Annotated in this window: 21 protein-coding genes; 8 read left to right on the top strand and 13 right to left on the bottom strand. The window is 38.8% G+C overall.

Features of this window, described 5'->3' with window-relative positions; genetic code table 11:
* Positions 1-32: 32 nt before the first annotated feature.
* The 5 genes from sufB to ACZ1GR_RS10690 form a co-directional block, all read right to left on the bottom strand.
* Positions 33-1,478 carry a Fe-S cluster assembly protein SufB gene (gene sufB, locus ACZ1GR_RS10710; RefSeq protein WP_472608972.1) on the bottom strand — a complete coding sequence of 482 codons (1,446 nt, stop codon included), beginning with the start codon at positions 1,476-1,478 and terminating at the stop codon, positions 33-35.
* Between the two features lie 14 nt (positions 1,479-1,492).
* On the bottom strand, positions 1,493-1,822 hold the full coding sequence (locus ACZ1GR_RS10705) for a HesB/IscA family protein (RefSeq protein ID WP_472608971.1): 330 nt from the start codon (positions 1,820-1,822) through the stop codon (positions 1,493-1,495).
* A 178-nt stretch (positions 1,823-2,000) separates the two neighbouring features.
* On the bottom strand, positions 2,001-3,158 hold the full coding sequence (locus tag ACZ1GR_RS10700) for a hypothetical protein (protein ID WP_472608970.1): 1,158 nt from the start codon (positions 3,156-3,158) through the stop codon (positions 2,001-2,003).
* An 83-nt stretch (positions 3,159-3,241) separates the two neighbouring features.
* Positions 3,242-4,573: a hypothetical protein gene (locus tag ACZ1GR_RS10695; RefSeq protein ID WP_472608969.1), complete on the bottom strand. Its 1,332-nt coding sequence runs from the start codon at positions 4,571-4,573 to the stop codon at positions 3,242-3,244.
* A 16-nt stretch (positions 4,574-4,589) separates the two neighbouring features.
* Complete coding sequence (locus ACZ1GR_RS10690; RefSeq protein ID WP_472608968.1) at positions 4,590-5,828, bottom strand: choice-of-anchor B family protein; 1,239 nt, start codon at positions 5,826-5,828, stop codon at positions 4,590-4,592.
* A 132-nt stretch (positions 5,829-5,960) separates the two neighbouring features.
* Here ACZ1GR_RS10690 and ACZ1GR_RS10685 point away from each other — a divergent pair, with 132 nt between their 5' ends.
* A complete protein-coding gene (locus tag ACZ1GR_RS10685; protein ID WP_472608967.1) occupies positions 5,961-7,418 on the top strand; it encodes a Gfo/Idh/MocA family protein in 1,458 nt (485 codons plus the stop codon).
* Between the two features lie 95 nt (positions 7,419-7,513).
* Positions 7,514-8,563, top strand: coding sequence for a thiamine-phosphate kinase (gene thiL / locus ACZ1GR_RS10680; protein ID WP_377767473.1), 1,050 nt, complete (start codon positions 7,514-7,516; stop codon positions 8,561-8,563).
* On the opposite strand, the gene ACZ1GR_RS10675 is transcribed toward thiL, so the two are convergent.
* A complete protein-coding gene (locus ACZ1GR_RS10675; protein WP_377767474.1) occupies positions 8,560-8,820 on the bottom strand; it encodes a hypothetical protein in 261 nt (86 codons plus the stop codon). The genes thiL and ACZ1GR_RS10675 overlap by 4 nt on opposite strands.
* A gap of 252 nt (positions 8,821-9,072) precedes the next feature.
* On the opposite strand from ACZ1GR_RS10675, the gene brnQ reads away from it, so the two are divergent.
* Positions 9,073-10,353 (top strand): branched-chain amino acid transport system II carrier protein, encoded by a 1,281-nt coding sequence (brnQ, locus tag ACZ1GR_RS10670; RefSeq protein ID WP_472608966.1) that lies wholly within the window; start codon positions 9,073-9,075, stop codon positions 10,351-10,353.
* Between the two features lie 9 nt (positions 10,354-10,362).
* Here brnQ and ACZ1GR_RS10665 read toward each other — a convergent pair whose 3' ends face one another.
* The 4 genes from ACZ1GR_RS10665 to ACZ1GR_RS10650 all read right to left on the bottom strand — a co-directional run bounded on the left by ACZ1GR_RS10665 (position 10,363) and on the right by ACZ1GR_RS10650 (position 13,032).
* Complete coding sequence (locus tag ACZ1GR_RS10665; RefSeq protein WP_472608965.1) at positions 10,363-10,758, bottom strand: hypothetical protein; 396 nt, start codon at positions 10,756-10,758, stop codon at positions 10,363-10,365.
* 11 nt (positions 10,759-10,769) lie between these two features.
* The gene (locus ACZ1GR_RS10660) at positions 10,770-11,330 is read right to left on the bottom strand and encodes a hypothetical protein (protein WP_472608964.1); all 561 of its coding nucleotides are present in this window, start codon (positions 11,328-11,330) and stop codon (positions 10,770-10,772) included.
* A 37-nt stretch (positions 11,331-11,367) separates the two neighbouring features.
* A complete protein-coding gene (locus tag ACZ1GR_RS10655) occupies positions 11,368-12,657 on the bottom strand; it encodes an aminopeptidase P family protein (protein ID WP_472608963.1) in 1,290 nt (429 codons plus the stop codon).
* Positions 12,658-12,750: 93 nt separating this feature from the next.
* Positions 12,751-13,032, bottom strand: a complete 282-nt coding sequence (locus ACZ1GR_RS10650) for a hypothetical protein (protein WP_377767479.1) — start codon at positions 13,030-13,032, stop codon at positions 12,751-12,753.
* Between the two features lie 176 nt (positions 13,033-13,208).
* On the opposite strand from ACZ1GR_RS10650, the gene ACZ1GR_RS10645 reads away from it, so the two are divergent.
* Both ACZ1GR_RS10645 and ACZ1GR_RS10640 read left to right on the top strand, forming a co-directional pair.
* The gene (locus tag ACZ1GR_RS10645) at positions 13,209-16,058 is read left to right on the top strand and encodes a glycosyl hydrolase (protein ID WP_472608962.1); all 2,850 of its coding nucleotides are present in this window, start codon (positions 13,209-13,211) and stop codon (positions 16,056-16,058) included.
* Entirely contained in the window at positions 16,059-16,448 is a 390-nt protein-coding gene (locus ACZ1GR_RS10640) for a DUF2721 domain-containing protein (RefSeq protein WP_472608961.1), read from the top strand. It abuts the gene before it with no gap.
* Between the two features lie 40 nt (positions 16,449-16,488).
* Here the strand turns inward: ACZ1GR_RS10640 and ACZ1GR_RS10635 are convergent, their stop codons facing one another.
* The 3 genes from ACZ1GR_RS10635 to ACZ1GR_RS10625 form a co-directional block, all read right to left on the bottom strand.
* A complete protein-coding gene (locus ACZ1GR_RS10635; RefSeq protein ID WP_472608960.1) occupies positions 16,489-17,142 on the bottom strand; it encodes a peroxiredoxin-like family protein in 654 nt (217 codons plus the stop codon).
* A gap of 98 nt (positions 17,143-17,240) precedes the next feature.
* Positions 17,241-18,206, bottom strand: a complete 966-nt coding sequence (locus ACZ1GR_RS10630; RefSeq protein ID WP_472608959.1) for a succinylglutamate desuccinylase/aspartoacylase family protein — start codon at positions 18,204-18,206, stop codon at positions 17,241-17,243.
* Positions 18,184-19,074, bottom strand: a complete 891-nt coding sequence (locus ACZ1GR_RS10625; RefSeq protein WP_377767484.1) for a RimK family alpha-L-glutamate ligase — start codon at positions 19,072-19,074, stop codon at positions 18,184-18,186. Before ACZ1GR_RS10625 ends, ACZ1GR_RS10630 begins: the two co-directional genes overlap by 23 nt.
* 276 nt (positions 19,075-19,350) lie before the next feature.
* On the opposite strand from ACZ1GR_RS10625, the gene ACZ1GR_RS10620 reads away from it, so the two are divergent.
* Genes ACZ1GR_RS10620 through ACZ1GR_RS10610 form a run of 3 tightly spaced genes read left to right on the top strand, consistent with a single transcriptional unit; the run spans position 19,351 to position 22,777 of the window.
* Complete coding sequence (locus ACZ1GR_RS10620) at positions 19,351-20,019, top strand: succinate dehydrogenase cytochrome b subunit (protein WP_472608958.1); 669 nt, start codon at positions 19,351-19,353, stop codon at positions 20,017-20,019.
* 2 nt (positions 20,020-20,021) lie between these two features.
* Positions 20,022-22,025: a fumarate reductase/succinate dehydrogenase flavoprotein subunit gene (locus ACZ1GR_RS10615; RefSeq protein ID WP_472608957.1), complete on the top strand. Its 2,004-nt coding sequence runs from the start codon at positions 20,022-20,024 to the stop codon at positions 22,023-22,025.
* Positions 22,026-22,030: 5 nt separating this feature from the next.
* Complete coding sequence (locus tag ACZ1GR_RS10610) at positions 22,031-22,777, top strand: succinate dehydrogenase/fumarate reductase iron-sulfur subunit (protein ID WP_472608956.1); 747 nt, start codon at positions 22,031-22,033, stop codon at positions 22,775-22,777.
* Positions 22,778-22,791: the final 14 nt, after the last annotated feature.

The following is a 22,791-nucleotide window of genomic DNA, read 5'->3' as shown; positions in this document are numbered from 1 at the left end:
TACACTTCGATAGGCTCAGTGTGACAGGTTAATTAGCCTACTGAACCTTCAAGGCTTATTTCCAATAGTTTTTGTGCTTCAACAGCAAACTCCATTGGAAGCTTGTTGAGTACCTCTTTACTGAAACCGTTTACAATTAATGCTATTGCCTTTTCAGTATCGATACCTCTTTGATTGCAATAAAAAATTTGGTCTTCACCTATTTTACTGGTCGTTGCCTCATGCTCTATTTGAGCCGATTTATTTTTAGCTTCGATATATGGAAAAGTATGCGCACCGCATTCGTTGCCCATTAACAAAGAATCACATTGTGAAAAATTTCTTGCGTTCTCTGCCCGAGAGCCAATCTGAACCAAGCCTCTATAACTGTTTTGTGATTTTCCGGCAGAGATACCTTTTGAAATAATGGTACTCTTCGTATTCTTGCCCAAGTGAATCATTTTCGTACCCGTATCGGCTTGCTGAAAATTATTGGTAACGGCAATTGAATAGAATTCACCAACCGAATTATTTCCTTTGAGGATACAAGAAGGATATTTCCAGGTAACTGCAGAACCTGTTTCGACCTGGGTCCAAGAAATTTTGGAATTTGTCTCGCATAGACCCCTTTTCGTTACAAAGTTGTAAACACCACCTTTACCCTCTTTATTTCCTGGAAACCAGTTTTGTACCGTTGAATATTTGATTTCTGCATCATCTAGAGCAATCAATTCCACAACCGCGGCGTGCAATTGATTTTCATCACGTGAAGGTGCGGTACACCCTTCTAAATAACTTACGTAACTGCTTTCATCGGCTATGACCAAAGTGCGTTCAAACTGACCTGTACCTCCTTCATTAATTCTAAAATAGGTGGACAGTTCCATAGGACATTTTACCCCTTTCGGAATATAGCAAAAAGAGCCATCTGTAAAAACTGCGGAATTTAATGCAGCATAAAAATTATCTTTTTTAGGGACAACCGTACCCATATATTTTTTAACCAATTCAGGGTGTTCTTGAATTGCCTCTGAAATCGGCATAAAAATAATACCCTTTTCGGCTAAAGTCTTTTGAAATGTAGTGGCTACGGAAACCGAATCTACAACAATGTCAACCGCGACATTTTGAAGCTTTTTTTGCTCATCTACAGAAATTCCCAACTTCTTGTACATCTCAAGTAACTCAGGATCTACGTCATCTAAAGTTTTGTTAGGGTCTGCTTTTTTTGGTGCGGAATAATAACTGATGGCCTGAAAATCTGGTTTTTCGTAATGAACATTCGCCCATTCTGGTTCTTCCATCTTTTCCCAAATGCGGAAGGCGTCCAAACGCCACTCGGTCATCCATTCCGGCTCGTTTTTCTTCTTGGAAATAGCACGGACAATATCTTCGTTTAAACCTTTAGGAAAAGTATCCGATTCTATATTGGTGTAGAAACCATATTCATACTCTTTGGTTTCTAACTCTTTCTTTAATTCCTCTTCTGTATATGCCATCTTCTAATGTCTCTTTATAATGAAAAGCTTTCACCACAGCCACATGTTCTTTGGGCATTTGGGTTATTAAAAACAAAGCCCTTACCGTTTAAACCGCCAGAGTATTCGAGGACGGTTCCGACCAGATATAAAAAACTTTTTTTATCGACTATTATTCGAACATCGTTATTTTCAAAAACCTTATCGGTTTCACCCATTTTATTATCAAAATCCAATTCATAGGAAAGACCGCTACAACCGCCACTTTTGACCCCTACACGTACGTAATCTTTTGTAGCATCAAACCCTTCCTCAGTCATTAAGTTGATGACTTTCTGTTTAGCTGTTTCTGATACTTGAATCATAATTAACTAGATTAAATCTAAATAGCTTACAAATATAGGTGATAAGTAGGATTTCTGCCTATTTCCTAACATTATTATAACGTATGTTTTGATAAACTTTTTCTATCGAAAGCTTAAACAGGGTTTAGCATGACCAAAATTACGGTCAATATGTTTTAATGCTCTGAAAAGCCATTAATTAAGGTGCGTTATTATACGCTTTAATAGCTTCTTCTATGGTTTTTGGGTACCATTGGTAAAGTGGAGAAAATGTTCCCTCAACGATATAAGGGGTGGAATTCTCTTCATAAAAATTAAAAAAAGAATCCTGATTTTGCTCTGACAGCGGTATAAGCTCTTTCTGGCCTGGCCATTGAATTTTAGCGCTACCCTCTACGTCTTCTATATACAAGAATAATTCCCTTTCATAATCTTTTTTCATTGTAGCATAACATGAAGAAAGATTTTTTGCGATTTTGTTTTGTTCCAGGCTTTCGTTTTTTAAAGTATCTGTAATAACAAGAAGTAGTGCTTTGCCCTGATTGACCTCGAACTCTAAATTTTTTATTCGAATGTTTTTCTCATCTAAACAATTCATCATGTTTTGCTTTAAATATAAGGCTTCAGGGGTATAGACACGATATTCGGACGGTAATCTTACATTTGAAACTTGCGTGCTAAACAGTCTATTTTTAGCGCTAAGTGTAAAGTCATTTTCTGTGCTGACAGCGTATTTTAAACTTCTAGGGTATTCATCCGATAAAAGTTCATAAATTACTTTATCAAGTCTTCTCAAAGACGAAAAATAGGAATAGAATTTACTTTCCGTGCTGTAAGAAGTATCAACGGAATCAGTTGTTCTAGTATTAGTTACCAAACTAACATAAATACTATTTAATTCTTTAGCTTGTGCATACAATTTTTCTCTAAACTGGTAAGTGCTCAAAAGCTGCCTAGAATCATAACCAACCGGATATAAGTTCGAGATTTGTGAAATATCGATTTTGTGATGGTTAATCACTGCATTGTTCTCATAATTGGAAATACCGCTGATTATTCTATCATGTAAACGCGTTAACTCCTTTACCGTGTATTTTGAATGTGTGATGGTATCCCTATTGCTATTTAAAGATAGTTTTGCGTAATATGAATTCCAACTAGAGGCAAAATCCTTTAAATTTTCATAGTGGTAATATAAATCCCAAACTACTTGTTCTTTTAATGCATATTCTTGTGCATAGGCTGTTTCTTTTTTCTGGTTTTGTTGATAAAAATGATAGACAAGGCTTGCTAATACAACCAAACAGGTAAGAACCAATAAAGCTTCTACAAATAATTTTCTTTTAGAATTTTTCATGGGCAATAACGATACAGACTAAATCAAAGTTCTGTTATTCAAACAAAATCGAGTTAACGGTTTTCAGGGTAATTTAAAAACATTTATCTAATCTTCGCCACAACCAAATCTACCCCTCCTTTATGTTCGATTTCGGGGAAATCGCCACTCGCCGTTTCACCAACTACAAAAATACTACCATCATTGACTTCAATGGCGTCATAGGCAAAGTCTAAATCTGTACCTCCCATGGAAAACTCGCTTAAAAGATTTCCTTGAGCGTCTGTGGTCAGTATCCAAAAATCATTTTCTCCTTGGTTTACCGATACGTCTTTATCAGTGCTTTTAGAATTACCCGATATGATAAAACCACCGTTTATTGCGAGATTTACCGAGTCGGCAGAATCGAACCCACTACCCCCATAACTGTGTTGCCAGATTAGCTCTCCAGCAGGACTTATTTTTATCAACCAAACATCAGAGCTTCCGTTGTTTTTGGTTACTTGTGTATCGGCACTGAAAGTATTGCCCACAATCACATAATTACCATCCGCCGTTTTCGATATATCTCTTGATTGTTCTATACCTGTGCCTCCAAAAGACCGCTCCCATTCTAAAGTACCGTTCTTATCAACTTTTACTACCCAAAAATCATAGCTTCCTTTTGGGTCGGAAATGTCAAAATCATCACTCTCGGAAGCTCCAGAAAGTATAAATCCGCCATCAAACGCATTTATCACGCCAAATGATCTGTCATTATTGGTGCCTCCAAAAAACTTACGCCAAACAATAGTACCGTCGGCATCCAATTTCGTTCCCCAAAATTCCCCAACGCCATGCCTGGTCAAGCCCGAATTCTTGCTTGTACTACCCTCCCCATTGGAAGAGGTCACATCTAAAAAGCCTGAAAAAAATAGCCCTCCGTCTTGAGTTTCAATAATATCATAAGAGTGATCATGGCCAGAAAAGCCAAAACTTTTTTCCCATAAAATTTCACCCAAAGCATCTAACCTAAGCACCCAATTATCGTGGAACCCTTCATTATTACTCGCATCTCCATCATCACTCATAGCATAGCCCGTAATGGCATATCCGCCATCGGCGGTTTGTATCACTTTTTGCCCACGATCATCTTTGCTTCCTCCATAGGTTTTTTGCCATTGTAAATTACCTTCGGCATCTAACTTTAGCAACCAATAGTCGTTTACGTTTAGTGTTTTAGCTGACAAATCGCCGTCCGTACTATTCGTAAAACCGAATACGACAAAGCCTCCATCTGTTGTCTGTAGTATACTTCTTGGCGAATCATCACCTGAGCCTCCAAAATTTTTAATCCAAGTACTTTGGTTTACCGCCTCTATATTTTCCGAATTATTATCATCGTCACTACAGGCAAACACTAAGCATATCGCTAAACCAAAAACAACCTTCTTCATAGCTAAAAGAATTTTATTAGTTTGATTTCTTTACAATAAAAAGGCCTGAATTGATGTCATTGATTACAATTTTTCCGCTTTCAAAATAGGGATAAACACTCCAAACACCATCGAAACTTATTGCATTATTAGCGGGTAAGGTATCAAAAAAGCCTGTCTCCGTAATAACTTCACTACCAATTTGTGAAATGTCCAAAACACGCATTCCTGCGGAATAATTGGCCAAGAAAAACTCATCGCCCAAGACATAACCATTGTGGTCAATAGCAGCCGTTGGACCGGTATAGGTGGTGTGCAATATAGGATTGTCTAAATCTTGCAGGTCAAAGATCAAGGTTCTTGAGTTAAAGCCAAAATCACGTTCATCTAATTCATCACCTAAAAGAAAATACCGTTGGTCTTCAGTAAACCATCCTTGATGGGTGTAACTCAACTGACTATAGTTTAGGGTGGCAATTCTTGTTGGGTTGGCCTTATCGGTAATATCTACAATTGCAATTTGGTCTTCGTTTGCTCCGATAAAAATTTCCCTTCCTGCGTAATCAGTATCCGGCCCGGTATATGAAATTACCTGGGCATCGTGACTGTATCCATCAGCTCCATATCCGCCAACAGCAGTTGGGTTTAACGGGTCTTGAATGTCAATAAAATGTACACCGCCATTAAACGCATCACTTCTTGCCGTACCCACGGGATAAGCGAAGCCCATTGTTTCATTAATTACAATATTGTGGGCGTTACCGATGCCTGTATAACGCTGGTCTGCGGCAAAAGTTTGGGGTGGATTACTTACATTTCTAAGTTTTGTCAAATCAAAAACCTGTATGCCATGGCCTGAGGCTTCTGCAACAATAAAAGCAAAGTCTTGATAGATTTTGACATCTCGCCAAGGGCTTGAACTTGTAGCTGTAGGTAATTTGCCCAGATAAATCGGGTCGTCTTCAGAAATATCAACAAAAGCAGTACCGTTATCCAGTCCGACCAAAGCATACTCTTTACCGCTACTACTATCAGTCCAACCCCAAATATCATTTGCTGCTGAAGCCGATAACTCTGAAAGGTTTAGTCTTCCCAACAAATCATATCCATCACATGGGAAATTAGCGGCCATACCATTTTCGCATGGGATAAAACCAGATTGAAATTCAGCATCTTGATTATCTAGATTAGTGTTATTACCCGCTGGTAGGTCATCACTACTTGAAGAGCATCCAAAAAAAACGAAAAGCAATAGCAGTAGGTACATCTGTTTCATAGCATAGAAACTTTTAGTGAATCGTAAAGATACAAAACACAAAATTCGTGCCTTAAAAATTTGGCTATCAGCTCTTTTAAAATCAATTAATTGAATTAACTTGAAGGGCGAAATCAAAAAACCTTATTTCCTATGGCTAAAAAGAGACCTTACCATAAAAATTCTCGAAGAAATTTTCTTAAAAACACCAGCTTGGCAGCTACCGGATTTATGATTGTTCCCCGACATGTTTTAGGCGGCCAGGGTTACATTCCTCCTAGCGATAAGCTCAATATTGCGGGTATTGGTGTAGGTGGTAAAGGCCATAGTGATCTTACATCATTTGCAGAAAGCCCCAACGTAAATATCGTTTCATTATGCGATGTAGATGATAGGTTGGCCGTTAGGTCAAGAGAAGCTTTCCCAAGTGCCAGTTATTATGCAGATTTTAGGGAAATGCTTGAGAAAGAGGGTAAAAACATAGACGCTGTTTCTGTTTCCACACCTGACCATAACCACGCCGTACCTGCCTATCAAGCAATGGCGATGGGCAAACATGTTTATGTACAGAAACCTTTAACCCATGATATATGGGAGGCCAGGATGTTGACAGAGGCAGCCAAAAAATTCAAAGTGGTCACCCAAATGGGTAATCAAGGTGCTTCAGACGAAGGTGTCCGAAAAATGAAGGAAATTTATAATACGGGAATCATTGGAGAAGTCCACACTGTAAAATGTTGGACCAATCGGGCTATATGGCCACAGGCATTACAAACCCCTACGAAAAAAGATAAAATTCCTAAGGGGCTCAACTGGGACCTTTGGTTAGGTACAGCAGCAATGCGAGATTACAATGATGCCTATCTTCCTTTTGATTGGCGCGGTTGGTCAGATTTTGGAACTGGTGCTTTGGGTGATATGGCCTGTCACATTATGGATCCGGTTTATAGAATTCTGCCTATACTCTATCCTACTCAGGTAGAGTGTAGTGTTTCGGATTCTTTCAGCGGTAATTTTCAATATAAAGACTACCCTAAAAGTTTTCCTAACTCGAGTAAAATCCACCTAAAATATCCAAGAACAGATGGTAAAGGAAACATAAAGGTTACTTGGATGGATGGTGGACTTCTACCTGAAAGACCCGAGGAATTAGGCGATAACGAAGCCCTAGGTAACTGGGATGGTGGCGTGCTCTTTATAGGCACAAAAGGAAAATTAATGGCAGATTGTTATGGGGCCAATCCAAGATTACTGCCATTATCACTCAACGAACAGTTTGACGTTGAAGAAACTTTACCGAGAGTTCCTGAGGGGCATTACCTGCAATGGGTAAATGCCTGCATGGCCGGTTATGGTAATGCCGAAACCAGTTCTTCCTTTGATTATGCAGGGCCTTTTACCGAGAGCATTCTCATCGGTAATTTAGCTCTAAAAGCCTATTTTGAAGTAGACCCTAAAGCAGAGAACAAAGGTTTCTGGAGTGGCGGTGGGCAATACTACGGTAGAAAACGCTTGCAATGGGATGCCAAAAACATGAAAGTGACCAATTTTGAACCCGCGAATAAGTATGTAAAACGAACGTATAGAGAAGGGTACTCTATGGGTTGGTAGCAGTAATTTTTCTAAAAGATAAAAATTGAAACTGGAGTTTTTTAGCTCCAGTTTTTTTATGCCTACATGTTAGGTTTACTCCTTACTTTTGCAAAATGCTAGCGGATAAAAACGAACAACGGACTTCAATTGAAGAGCTTGGTGAATTCGGACTTATAAAACACCTCACCAAAGACTTTGAACTCAATCATAAATCTACACTAAAAGGCATCGGTGACGATGCCGCCGTTTTAGATTTTAAATCAAAAAAAACAGTGGTCTCTACAGACTTATTGGTTGAGGGTGTACATTTTGATTTAAGCTATATGCCCCTAAAGCATTTAGGCTACAAATCCGTAGTAGTGAACTTGTCAGATATATATGCCATGAATGCCAACGCTACACAAATAACAGTGTCCTTGGCAGTTTCAAATCGTTTTCCGTTAGAAGCTTTAGAGGAATTTTATGCTGGAGTAGCTGCTGCATGTAAAGTTTATGGAATAGATTTAATTGGTGGCGATACCACATCTTCAACTAAAGGGATGCTCATAAGCATTACCGCTATTGGCGAAGTTGATGAAGAAAAGCTGGTCTATCGGTCAGGCGCCAAAGAAAATGACCTTCTTGTTGTAACCGGTGACATTGGCGGTGCTTATTTAGGCCTTCAGATTTTAGAAAGGGAAAAGGAGGTTTTTAAGGTAAATCCTCAAAATCAACCAGACCTGGAGCCTTACTCTTATTTAATAGAACGGCAATTAAAGCCAGAAGCGAGAAAAGATATTGTAGACCTATTGGAAAAGTTGGAGGTACAGCCTACGGCCATGATCGATATTAGTGATGGCCTATCCTCAGAAATTTTGCATTTGTGCGAACAAAGCAAAGTAGGGTGTAATCTATATGAAGAAAAAATTCCTTTAGACCCAACTGTCATTTCAGCATCAGAGGAGTTTAAAATGGATAGTACGATGATTGCTTTAAGCGGAGGCGAAGATTACGAGCTGTTGTTTACGATAGCTCAAGCTGACTTTGATAAAATTAAGGGCAATCCTAATCTAACTGTAATCGGTCATATGACCCAACAGAGCGAAGGGGCACATCTTGTGGCAAGAAATAATACCAAGATTCCTATCACGGCCCAAGGCTGGAATAGTTTTAATGCCTCTTAGGCTACTTGTCTTCTTACGGTACTGGTTCTGCGGTTACGCTTTTGGTACATCTCTTCCAAAGTCTTGTTTATTTCTTGCATAACAGGGGTCAACGCAGAAAGTTTACCACGTTCATCAGTGGTAACCTGTTTTTGACAATGCAGACATTTGTACTCTTTAATATGCTCCGTAACTCGTTTTGAAACGGTGTAGTGGTGTCCAAAAATATGGCAGAAAATGCCAGTTAATTTATTTCCTTCAGGGGTAGTTTTTTTCATAAGCCGGGGAGCTGTTAGCATAACGATTTGGGGTCGAAAATGCGGGATTATTATTTCTTTTTGTTGATTTTTACAAGACAAATTATTCACCTTGTATGTAGTTGAACGATTTGCGCCTATGTTTTAGTATATGTATTTAGTTGACAATTAGACTTTTCGATGAAATACATCGATTAAGTGTTAAAAAGTATCGGTGATTAACACCGGAAACAATATACAATTTTGACCTATATTAACAAATAATTTAGACACATGTACAGCAAAAAAGTCACCGTTGTAGTCGCTTTCGCACTTTTCTCGTTGTTTTTTGGGGCAGGAAATCTTATTCTTCCACCTCAGCTTGGTTTTAAAGCCGGTGATACTTGGTGGTTGGTTGCACTCGGGTTTTGTATTTCGGCAGTTTTAATTCCAATATTGGGAATCTTAGCTCACGCCAAATTACAGGGCGGAATGTTCGATTTTGCCAAAAAAGTATCGCCAACTTTTAGTTTGATTTACTGTTATATCGTTTATGCCATTTCAATCAGTTTACCATCGCCACGAACAGCCTCGGTTACACATGAAATGGGCGTTCAACCTTTGTTCGATTCTTCACCCTTATTGACCAGTGTCGTTTATTTCGTTCTGGTATTTCTTTTTGTGGTGAATAGATCTAAAATTTTAGATATTATCGGAAAACTATTGACCCCAGCTATAATTCTAATTTTATTGGCCATAGTCTGTACCACGATTTTCAATTTTGAATTTAGTTTTGGCGAAAACGTATTCCCCAGTCCTTTTTCAAGCGGCATTTTAGAGGGCTATCAAACTTTTGATGCCATTGGTGCGGTCGTTGTCGGTGGGGTAATTATCATTTCTATCAACCTCAAACATACCGAATCAAATTATTCGGCCAAACGAACTTTAATTGCCAAAGCAGGATGGTTGGCAGGTCTGGGTCTTTTTTTAATCTATGCAGGTCTAATTGTAACTGGTGCCATGATGCACACTTCATTTGATTCAGATATTTCAAGAACCGCCCTTTTGAGTGGTATTAGCATTAAAACCTTAGGAAGTACGGCCAGCTTCTTTTTAAGTGTTTTGGTAAGCTTGGCCTGCTTCACTACTGCCGTAGGTATCGTTACCGGTACGGCAGATTTTGTAAAGGGCCAGTTTAAAGATTCTCGAACCGCCTATGTTATCACTGCAGTAATAGGGTGCATTTTAGGGGTGCTTATGGGGCAGTTTGATGTTCATTACATTATAGCTGTTGCAATTCCGGCATTAATGTTTATTTACCCAATAACAATCGTTCTTATTCTGCTGAATGTTCTCCCGAATAAATATGCTTCCAAACAAGTTTTTAGAGCAGTTGTACTCGCCACTATTGTTTTTAGTATTCCTGATTTCTTAGGGAGTATCGGATTAGGTGAAGCTGTCGCCGGAATCTCTAAATGGATTCCTTTGAGTAAATTTCAAATGGGTTGGGTATTGCCGGCTCTTTTAGTTTTTGTAGGGGCTAATCTTATTTCTAGAAATAAGAACACCCTTTAATAAGATTACTTAAATCGAAGCATAAATTAAAAATCCGCCAAAGAAAAAGGCAAGCGGAGAAATGAATTGAAAATAAAGTGGCTTAAGTATTTCTGCTGCTTTTAGCGAATAAGCATGATGTAGTCTTCTTGGTAAAATTAGTAGCACTGTGGAAGTGATTAGCATTACCCAGCCTAAAAATTTGAAAAATTCTGGAGATTTCGAAAAACCGGAATAATATACCAAAGCTGCTGCCGGTATCATTCTTATCACTAATTCTCCATAGTTAATCAGGTTAGTGCTCCCTGCCTTCTTTAAAATTGCACTTGTTTTTTTAGGGTTAAATAACATTAAAAAACCAGCTAATATTATAAACGCACCAAAAGCAATGATACTATATTTTGCAAATACCACCCAATGTTCCAATCTTTATGTATTTAAGGTTCAGTATTGGTTTCCTTTTTAAATTCTCCGAAACCTCTAATCATAGCTTTTATGCATTCACAAGGTGTTGGCCCTCCTTCCCAAATACCGTCACAGGGCACTTCAATAATTTCGTTTCTATTTTGTTTTACCCAGTCTTTTGCCGTGTAATACAAATCAGGGTCATTTGAAGAAGTAGTGACAGAACGAATATTCCCTTTTTTTACGGTGATTCGAAAAGTGTCGGTAACATTAAAGTCTATGGCCAAAGCTGCCATAAGGTCGTCTTTCACCGTTACCGGACAAAGTAGGGTTGAATCGTTTTGAACCACAAAATCTTGCCGATTCAATACCATATAATTTCCACATTTAGCCCATTTCTGATAATATAAGATGCTAGGTTGTGATTCTTTGGCCTCCGAAAGTACCGAAGCCAGCCTAACCTTGTCAAATGAATAAAAAGCATCAATGAACTCGCTTGCAAGCGTCTCTTTTGTGGGAGTACTAGAAGGTGCAACGTTTTTACAACTCGTCAACAACAAAATACATACTATTAGAATCGATATCCCCTTCATAATTTTAGGTTTGTTTATGAGTAAAGCATCTGTTCTACTACCGCATCAACTCCTCAATTTCATCGGCCTCGATAGGAATATTTGCCATTAAATTAAAAGGTTCTCCTTTTTCTTGAATTACCACGTCATCTTCTATACGAATCCCCATGTTTTCTTCAGGAATATAGATACCAGGTTCTACCGTAAATACCATATTGGCTTTCATGGGTGTTTTTAGCACGCCATAATCGTGGGTATTTAAACCAATATGGTGGCTTGTACCGTGCATAAAGTATTTTTTATAGGCAGGCCACTCAGGATTTTCGTTTTGCACATCCGCTTTGTCCAACAAACCAAGGCCCAATAATTCTGAAGTCATAAGTTTACCACATTCTTTATGGTATTCAGCCCAAAGCGTGCCGGGCACCAATAGTTTAGTAGCTTCGTTTTTTACGCGAAGTACGGCGTTATAAACTTCTTTTTGCCGTTTGGTGTACTTTCCGTTTACGGGAATGGTTCTTGTCAAATCACTGGAGTAATTGGCATACTCCGCAGCAACATCCATTAAAATCAAATCCCCATCCTTGCACTGCTGATTGTTCTCTATATAATGCAGCACATTCGCATTGTTACCAGAGGCTATAATGGGCGTATATGCAAAACCTTTTGAACGGTTTCGGATAAACTCATGTAGCAATTCAGCCTCTATTTCATATTCCCAAACACCCGGTTTTATAAAACCGAGTAGTCTACGAAAGCCCTTCTCGGTAATATTACAGGCCGTTTGCATCAGTTCGATTTCTTCGGGTTCTTTTACCCCCCTTATTTCATTTAAGATAGGAAAACTTTTTGCCCATTGGTGTGCCGGGAATTCTTGTTTACATTTTAAGATAAACCGATCTTCTCGGGTTTGGGTTTCTACAGCTTGTCGGTAGTGTTCGTTGGTATTGAAGTAAACCGTATCCGCTTCGGTCATGATATCAAAAAAGACCTTATCAAAATCTGATAGCCAGTAAATAGTCTTAATACCTGAAACTTGAGTCGCCTTTTCTTTGGTCAATTTTTCGCCTTCCCAAACGGCAATATGTTCATTCGTTTCCCTTACGAAAAGGATTTCGCGATGCTTTTTATCCATCACATCAGGAAATAAAACCAAGATAGTTTCTTCTTGGTCTGCACCGCTCAAATAAAAGATATCTCTATGCTGCTCAAAAGGCATTGTAGCGTCAGCACTTATTGGATAAACATCATTGGAATTGAATACCGCAATGCTTTTCGGCTTCATCTTGGCCATAAACTTCTTGCGATTCTTTATGAAAAGTGTATTGGGAATTTTATCGTATTTCATCAGGAAGTATTTTCTCAAAAATAGCGATTCCGCATACCCTTACAAAACAAAAAAGGGCCCTAAGGCCCTAAGTTTAAGTTGGTAGTTATTTAGTTATTTTGACATTGCGCCTTTAATAGCGCCAATTATTGCCATTATTACTCCACCTCCGACGCCACCGCCAGCTACGCTACCCAGAATTCCCGCTACATCCATACCTCCATCACCTGCTAGTCCGAGCATACCTAAAAGATATCCTCCAAGTCCTCCACCTAAAATTCCTGAAATGGAATTTCCAAGTGTTCCTAAATTCAGTTTTGGCAATAACTTACCTGCTACGTTTCCGCCTACAGCTCCAGAAATAAGCTGAATAATTAATGGCAAATACTCTTCCATGTTTTTAGTTTTAATGGTTACTTGATAATAAATAAACGTCATTTTAATGGAAATCGCAAAAATTTATATAATTAATTGTCATCTATTCAATTATTTAGCTTCATTTTTTAGCTCTTATTAGTTTGTTGTAATAGCGGGTTATTCATAACTTCCACTTCAAATTAAATCAACCCATAATGAGACACTTCCTTTTTCTTTTTTCTTTCTTAATTATGCAATTAAGTTTTTCACAGCAGTCTGCTACTTCTGCAGCTGAAGTCGAAAAAGCATTGAGCCAAAAGGCTGAAATGGCAAAAAACTCCATCGTAAAAAATATTCCCCTAAAAAATATTGGCCCTTCTGTGATGAGCGGTCGCGTAGTAGATTTGGAAGTAAATCCGGATAATACCACGGAATTTTATGTGGCTTATGCTTCGGGTGGTTTATGGCATACAAGCTCTAATGGTATTTCTTTCGAACCTATTTTAGACAATTCACAAACCCAAAATATTGGTGAGATTGCAGTGGATTGGAAGAACAAAATCATATGGGTGGGTACCGGAGAGAATAATTCTTCGCGTTCTTCATATGCCGGTATCGGCATTTTAAAGTCAACGGATAAAGGTAAAACTTGGGAGAATATGGGGCTAAAGGATTCGCACCATATTGGTAGAATTATACTAAATCCCAACAACCCTGATGAAGTGGTGGTCGGTGTTACAGGTCATCTCTATTCAAAGAATCAAGAACGCGGAATCTACAAAACGACCGATGGTGGCAAGTCATGGAAAAAGACCTTATTTATAAATGATGAAACAGGCATTATCGATGTAGCCTGTTCACCAAACAATTTCAACATTCAATATGCCGCAGCTTGGCAAAAAGACCGTAAAGCTTGGAATTTTACTGGTAACGGTTCGGGCTCAGGAATTTATAAAAGTGTTGATGGAGGTTCAACTTGGACGCTTTCGACCACAACGGAAAGTGGTTTCCCAACTGGTAATGGTTTGGGCAGAATCGGTTTGGCCGTTTTTGATGACGTCACGGTATATGCTGTTCATGATAATCAGTTTAGACGTGAATCTGATGGAAAGAAGAAAAAGTCTTCTGATGAGTTGACAAAAGACGATTTTAAAACCATGTCCACAGAGACGCTTCTGGCATTAAACAATAAGAAACTCAACACATATCTTAAAACAAATGGTTTTCAAGAAAAGTACCGTGCCGAAAATGTAAAAAATATGGTTAAAGATGGTGCTGTAAAACCAGCCGATTTAGCCAAATATTTAGAGAATGCCAATTCTGCCCTGTTCGATACCCCAGTAATAGGAGCAGAAGTTTATCGTAGTGATGACGCCGGAAAAACATGGAGAAAAATGAACCAAGATTATATTGATGACCTTTTCTATAGCTATGGATATTACTTTGCACAAGTACGTGTGGACCCTTCCGATAAAGACAAGATTTATTTGGCCGGGGTACCCTTAATTATGTCCAATGATGGCGGAAACACTTTAACCGCTATTGGCAAAGAAAATGTACACGCTGACCATCATGCCCTTTGGATAAATCCTAAAAGATCCGGCCATCTAATCAATGGAAATGATGGTGGCGTAAATATCACTTACGATGATGGCGGTACTTGGATGAAGAACAATTCACCTACCGTTGGTCAATTCTACGCTATAAATGTTGATAACGAAAAACCATATAATGTTTACGGCGGTCTCCAAGACAACGGGGTTTGGAAAGGCGCTCACACATCAGAAGAAAACAACCGTTGGCAGCAGTCTGGCAAGAATCCATGGGAAATGATTATGGGTGGTGACGGCATGCAGGTACAAATTGACAACCGAAATTCTAATGTTGTTTACACCGGATTTCAATTTGGAAATTATTATCGTTTGGATTTAGGAAAAAACAAACAAACCCGTATTCAACCAAAACATGAGTTGGGCGAGGCACCGTATCGCTTTAATTGGCAAACCCCAATACTGCTTTCATCTCACAATCAAGATATTTTATATTTAGGTGGAAATAAATTACACCGCTCGTTAAACCAAGGTAACGATTGGGAAGCTATTTCTGACGATTTAACCCAAGGGTCTAAAGAAGGAAATGTTGCCTACGGAACCCTAACCACAATTTCGGAATCGCCATTCAAATTTGGTTTGTTGTATACCGGTAGTGATGACGGTTTAATTCACGTTTCTAAAAATGCGGGAGGTAGTTGGGAGAATGTTTCAGCATCGCTTCCAAAAAATTTATGGGTGAGTGAAGTTGCTGCTTCCAAGCACAAAAAAGAACGTGTTTATGCCACCTTAAATGGCTACCGTTTTGATGATTTTACTTCTTATGTATTTATGAGCAACGACTTTGGAAAAACCTGGAAAAGTATTTCAAAAGGAATTCCCACTTCACCGGTCAATGCTTTAGTTGAAGATCCGGAAAACGAAAATTTACTATTTGTTGGAACCGATAACGGACTTTATGTTTCCTTTAATCAAGGTGCATCATGGGAATTATTCCAAAACGGAATGCCTAACGTTGCCGTGCACGATTTGGTCATTCAACCTGAAGCAAAACATTTATTAGTCGGTACACATGGGCGCAGCATTTACAAAGCGGACATATCGAAGCTACAGCAAATGAATACTAGCATTTTGAATGATGATTTGTATGTATTTGAAGTGGATGCTATAAAACACTCTAAACGTTGGGGAAGCAGCTGGAGCAGTTGGGGCAAACCACAAACCCCAGGACTTGATGTGACTTTTTATTGCTCAAAACCAGGTACTTGTACTGCTGTGGTTAAAACTGCAGACGGAATTGAAGTTAGTGCTACGGAAATAGATGCCGCTAAGGGATTAAATATTTTGTCTTATGATGTTGCTTTTACCAAAGAAGGTAAGCGTAACTTTCTTAAAAAAAATAAAATGAAATTGACCGAAGCGAAAAATGGGAAAACGTATTTGCCTACAGGGAACTATATTGTTGAGATTTCTGGCAATGGCGAAAAAGAAACAATCGAATTTGAAATAAAATAAATGCAACTAACCCTAAGCATTCCTGCATTACTTTTTCCCGCTATTTCGTTGACAATGCTGGCCTATAACGCTCGGTATTTGGCCATTGCCGCTTTAATTCGAAATCTTCACGGGCAGTATTCAAACGATGCCACTGCACCGCTCAAAAAGCAGATAGAACAACTTCGAAAACGACTGGATATCATTAAAAATATGCAAGCTACCGCTATTGTAAGTTTTCTGTTGGCAGCGGTTACCATGTTTTTGGTCTATGTGGAACTTGAAGTATGGGCAAATATCATTTTTGGAATTAGTTTGGTTTTTTTAATGATATCCTTGATTCTTTCATTAATCGAGGTGCAATTATCCACCAAAGCATTGGGAATTCAACTAAAAAATATGGAGGAGTAAAAAAAACCCAAGTAAATGCTTACTTGGGCTTTTATATTGTCTAAGCCAGTTGCAATTGCTTTAAAGCTTCTAAAATAGCAACTGTATCAGCTCTTTTAGTATAGTCTTCATTTACAAAAGAATACAATACTTCTCTATTTGGCCCAACAACTAATGTCGCTGGCATCGGTAGTTCATAATTTGAATTTTCGTTATGGGATTCTAAATCAATACCAAAGGCATTGTATACTTCTTGAAGGTCCTGTGGCATTTTAAAGACTAAACCGAGCTCTTTGGCATACGAGTTATCATAATCTGTTAGCACGTCAAAAGCAATTTCATTTTTCTCTACCGTAGTAAGCGAATTATCCGGCGTCTCTGGTGTTATCGCGACCAAATTTGCCCCCAATTGCTTTAGCTCTGGTAGAATCTGTTGTAAGGCCCTTAGCTCAAAATTACAATAAGGGCACCATCCACCGCGATAAAAAGAAATAACCAACGGGCCGTTATCCAATAGTTTGGCAAGGTCCAATTTTTCTCCTTTCGCATTTACAAGTTGAGTTACCGGAAGTGTATCACCCTTCTTAATACTATTATTTATAATATTCTCATTTACCAAGGCTTTAGTGGCCCTATCCATAATGGCCAAACTGGCAGCAGGAATTCGTTCTCTACTTTTTTTGTTATACGCTAATAATGTTTCTGTAAGTGACATAGTTATACTATTTACTCACTTAGGTCGTGTAAAATTTAAATCATTATCCAGCAATGGGTTAAAATACTGTTAAGGCTAAGCATACTCAAAATAAGCAGTTATTGATACTGTAGGCCTATGTGGAATAAAGCATCTCCTTGGTTAACCACTGCTTGATGGTTTATACAGAAAACATATCCATCTGAAGGAGCCAATATCTTTTTACTTCTTTTAGCAAAAGTATCTGTAATGACACCTAGCGTCTGTCCTTTTTCTATCGCCGCCCCATTCTCAACTTCCGGAATGAACATACCCGCCCTTGATGCCCTCACCCATCTTGTACTTTCTAAATGTACATTCTCTTTTTGCGATGATTTAGAACCGGTCAACATTCCATACTCAATAAGTACATTCTTGATACCTTCAATAGCAGTTTGTATCGAGAGTTCGTCAAAACGCATGCTCTCTCCAGCTTCATAAACAACTATAGGTTTATGCATTTTAAAAGCTGCTTTACGAAAAGAACCTGAAATTAATTTGGAAGCGAAATAGATTGGAGCGTTAAAAATTTCTGCCAGGTTTTTACTAGTTTCATCTTCAGCGGTATACCGTATTTGAGGGTAATTATGGCGTTGACCTCCACCAGTATGCAAATCGATTCCGAAATCGATTTGAGGTAAAATTTTATTGGTATAATGATAAGCCATCCTACTTGCTAAAGAACCGGATTTTGTGCCAGGAAAACTTCTGTTCACATCTTTACCATCGGGCACATCTCTAGAAAAATGGATGAACCCGAAAATATTTAAAATAGGAACCACAATAACGGCTCCTTTTTCAATATTGAAATCGTTCTGTTCTAACATTCTTCTTAGGGTCTCAACACCATTAATTTCATCACCGTGGAGCCCGGCCTGAAGTAAAACTGTCGGCCCCGGTTTTTTGGCGTTAAAAACATGCACGGGAATATCGATTAAGGTACCTGTGGGCAAACGTGAAATTTGAATTCGCACCAGCTTATTTTGCCCTGGTTTGATATCATCACCATTAATGGTTAGGGTCTTATTTTCGTTTTCTAAGGGCATTTCTTTCTACAAATTGAATGATATGTTTTGCCACATTTACCCCAGTGGCTCCTTCTATTCCTTTTAATCCTGGGGATGCGTTGACTTCTAATAAAACTGGTCCGTTCTTTGAACGCATTAAATCCACTCCTGAAACGCCAAGGCCTAAATATTTTGTAGCGTTAAGCGCAATATATTTTTCTCTTGGGCTAATCTCAACTTCCTCCGTTTTGCCTCCTCGATGCACATTAGATCTAAACTCATCAATCTCACTGGTACGTTTCATGCTGGCCACCACCTTGTTGCCCACAACAATAATGCGAATATCTTCACCATTGGCCTCCTCAACATAACGCTGCAATAGAATACTCGTGTCCATTTTATAAAAAGTATCGATAATCGATTTTGCTGACTTTTTGCTTTCAGCCAAAATAACGCCCATCCCCTGCGTTCCTTCCTGAATTTTTATAATCACGGGTGCACCGCCCAAAATACGTATCTGTTCAGCAATATTATCAGGGTTTATCGAAAATAAGGTTTCAGGAATAGGGATACCTTTTCTCGCCATTATCTGTAGGGTACGCACTTTATTTCTGGCTCTGGTAATACCTAAAGATCGGGCAGTACTGAAAACACCGTTCATTTCAAATTGTTTTACAATGGCCGCACCATGACGAGTAACTTTTGTGCCTATTCGAGGAATTATTGCATCAAACTCATTGGTAACATCTTCTTCGCCTAAAAATATTTTTGGTTTACCATCTCCTAATTTTACGGAGCATTTGGTATGGTCAATAAGTTCTACATAATGGCCAAGTTTTTCAGCTTCTTCAGCAATTCTTCTCGTAGAATGTACATTTAAACTTACCGACAGAAGGGCGATATCCATACCAATATAAAAAGCAAATTATATACCCTTTCAATATCGCTCAAAAATTTTTGATTTGACGATAAAGTGCTTTTTATTTTTTAAATAGTTTTATAATTGGTAATAATCTAAATTTATTTTGTTCAGCTTTTTAATCATTTTATGCAAACAAAAAAGTCATATCTTAAACAATTCAAATTCTTCGCTTAAACTGATTATAAATAAAATACGAAAACGTTGTAAAAGTTGTTAATAACTTGCCCGTACCGTAACTTTGTAATGTTAAAAAACTAACAAATGAGTGGATTGATTAAATCTTCGCTGGCCAGAAAAGTAGTGATGGCGCTTTCAGGTCTTTTTCTTGTCTTTTTCTTGGCGCAACATTTTACCATCAATATTACTTCCGTTATTGACCCAGAGACATTTAATACTTGGTCTCATTTTATGGGCTATAATCCTTTGGTGCAATATCTGCTTCAGCCTATTCTTATCGCTGGGGTAATCATCCATTTTTTAATGGGCTTTGTTTTGGAGATTCAGAACCGAAGCGCAAGGGGGGTAAGCTATGTAAAATATAAAGGTAGTGCCAATGCACCTTGGGTATCTCGAAACATGATATATTCAGGCCTGGTCGTACTAGCCTTTTTAGGTCTTCATTTCTACGATTTTTGGGTACATGAAATGAGTTACAAATACATTGATGTACTTCCGGAAGACCCAACAAGATATCATGCGGAAACTGTCGAAAAATTCGCTCCGTTCTGGAGAACGGTTATATACGTGATTTCGTTTGTTTTGCTGAGCCTTCATTTATGGCATGGCTTTGCATCATCATTTCAGAGTATGGGCTTGAACAATAAATACACGCCAGCTATCAAAACATTTGCTAAAATCTTCGCGGTGGTAATTCCATTAGGCTTTGCTTTTATAGCATTGTACCACCACCTTAACCCAATAACACATTAATTATGGGAGTATTGGATTCTAAAGTTCCTGAAGGCCCATTGGCCGAAAAATGGACCAAACATAAAAACGACATTAACCTAGTCAACCCGGCCAACAAAAGAAACATCGATATTATCGTTGTTGGTACCGGTCTGGCCGGCGGTTCAGCTGCAGCAACTCTTGCAGAATTGGGTTATAATGTAAAAACATTCTGCTACCAAGATTCACCACGACGCGCGCATTCTATTGCTGCCCAAGGTGGAATCAATGCAGCAAAAAACTATCAAGGTGACGGAGACAGCCCTTACCGATTATTTTACGACACTATTAAAGGTGGTGATTACAGATCTAGGGAGGCCAATGTATATCGCTTAGCGCAAGAATCTGTCAACATTATTGACCAATGTGTTGCTCAAGGTGTGCCTTTTGCACGTGAGTATGGAGGTTTGTTAGACAATCGTTCTTTTGGTGGCGTATTGGTTTCTAGAACTTTCTACGCCAAAGGACAAACAGGACAACAATTGTTACTAGGCGCCTATTCCGCAATGAACCGTCAAATCAACAGAGGAAAAATCAAACCAATGAACCGTCACGAAATGATGGATTTGGTATTGGTTGATGGAAAAGCACGTGGTATCATAGCTAGGGATTTGGTCACCGGAGAAATACAAAGACATTCGGCACATGCCGTGGTTTTGGCCACTGGTGGTTATGGGAATGTATTCTTTCTTTCAACCAATGCAATGGGTAGTAATGTAATGGCTGCGTGGAGAGCACACCGAAGAGGTGCATTTATGGCCAACCCTTGTTTTACGCAGATTCACCCAACTTGTATTCCGGTTTCGGGGGATCATCAGTCTAAATTGACCTTGATGTCAGAGTCATTACGTAACGACGGTCGTATTTGGGTGCCGAAGCGCAAAGAAGATGCAGAAGCAATTCGTGCTGGTAAATTAAAGCCAACACAACTTGCTGAAGAAGAACGCGACTATTATTTAGAACGTAGATATCCCGCTTTCGGAAATTTAGTGCCTCGTGATGTGGCGTCTAGAGCGGCAAAAGAACGTTGCGATGCCGGCTTCGGAGTTAACAAAACCGGTGAAGCTGTTTATTTAGACTTCTCTGCAGCCATTAAAAGGTACGGAACCGAAAAGGCACTTACCTCAGGTATGAAAAATGCCGATGAAGCTACTATCATAAAACTAGGTGAAGAAATTATAGAGGCCAAATACGGAAACTTATTTCAGATGTACGAGAAAATCGTTGATGAGAATCCGTATAAAACTCCTATGATGATTTACCCTGCCGTGCATTACACTATGGGCGGACTCTGGGTGGATTATAACTTACAAACAACCATACCCGGATGTTATGCCGCCGGTGAAGCAAACTTTAGTGACCACGGGGCCAATAGACTTGGTGCTTCGGCACTAATGCAAGGTTTAGCAGATGGTTATTTTGTATTGCCTTACACTATTGGGGACTATCTCTCCGATGATATTAGAACGGGACCAATCTCTACAGATTCTCCAGAGTTCGAAGCTGCAGAAAAAGATGTTAAGGATAGGTTAGAGAAACTAATGGCCGGCAAAGGAGAACATTCCGTGGATTATTATCATAAGAAATTAGGTAAAATCATGTGGAACAAATGCGGAATGTCCCGTAATGAAAAAGAGCTTAAAGAAGCTATTGCAGAGATTTCTGAATTACGTAAAGACTTCTGGGAAAATGTTAGAATTCCCGGAGAAGCCAATGCTAAAAACCAAGAGCTTGAAAAAGCTGGTCGCGTTGCCGACTTTTTAGAATTAGGTGAGCTTTTTGCTAAAGACGCCTTAACAAGAAACGAGTCTTGCGGTGGTCATTTTCGTGAAGAATACCAAACTCCTGAAGGGGAAGCCCTGAGGGACGATAAAAACTTCAAATTTGTTTCCGCTTGGGAGTACAAAGGTGAGCCAAAAGATGCGAAGCTTCACAAAGAGACTTTGAAGTACGAAAATATTGAATTGAAAACACGCTCCTATAAATAATTGCTATGAAGTTAAACTTAAAAATTTGGAGACAAAAAGATGCTAACGCCAAAGGCAAGATGGCCGAATATACCCTTGATGGTGTTGAAGGTGATATGTCTTTTCTAGAGATGTTAGATATCTTAAATGAAGATTTAATCGCAAAAGGTGAAGAACCCGTAGAATTTGATCACGATTGTCGTGAAGGTATTTGTGGTTCATGTTCTTTACAAATTAATGGCGAGCCTCATGGCCCGGACCGTTTGGTTACAACTTGCCAATTACACATGCGTAAATTCAATGACGGTGACACTATTGTTATTGAGCCTTTTAGAGCAAAAGCTTTTCCTGTAATTAAAGATTTAATTGTTGACAGAAGTGCTTTTGACCGTATTCAGCAAGCTGGTGGCTATGTTTCTGTAAATACTTCCGGAAATACCCAAGATGCCAATTCTATTCCAATCGATAAGCATGACGCAGATGAGGCTTTTTATTCTGCTGCATGTATTGGTTGTGGAGCTTGTGTGGCCGCTTGTAAAAATGCAAGTGCTATGTTATTTACTTCTGCAAAAGTATCTCAGTTTGCTTTGCTACCTCAAGGTCAAGTAGAAGCTGCTGACCGCGTTCAAAATATGGTGCGCCAAATGGACTTGGAAGGTTTTGGTAACTGTACCAACACTGGAGCTTGCGAAGTAGAATGCCCTAAAGGAATCTCATTAGAGAACATTGCCCGTATGAATAGGGAATATTTAGCGGCAAACATTAAGGGATAAACACGACTTTTTTA

The sequence above is a fragment of the Croceitalea sp. W27 genome (assembly GCF_055693185.1).
Note: the sequence above shows the minus strand (reverse complement) of the source record. Positions and strands in the feature narration are given on the sequence as shown.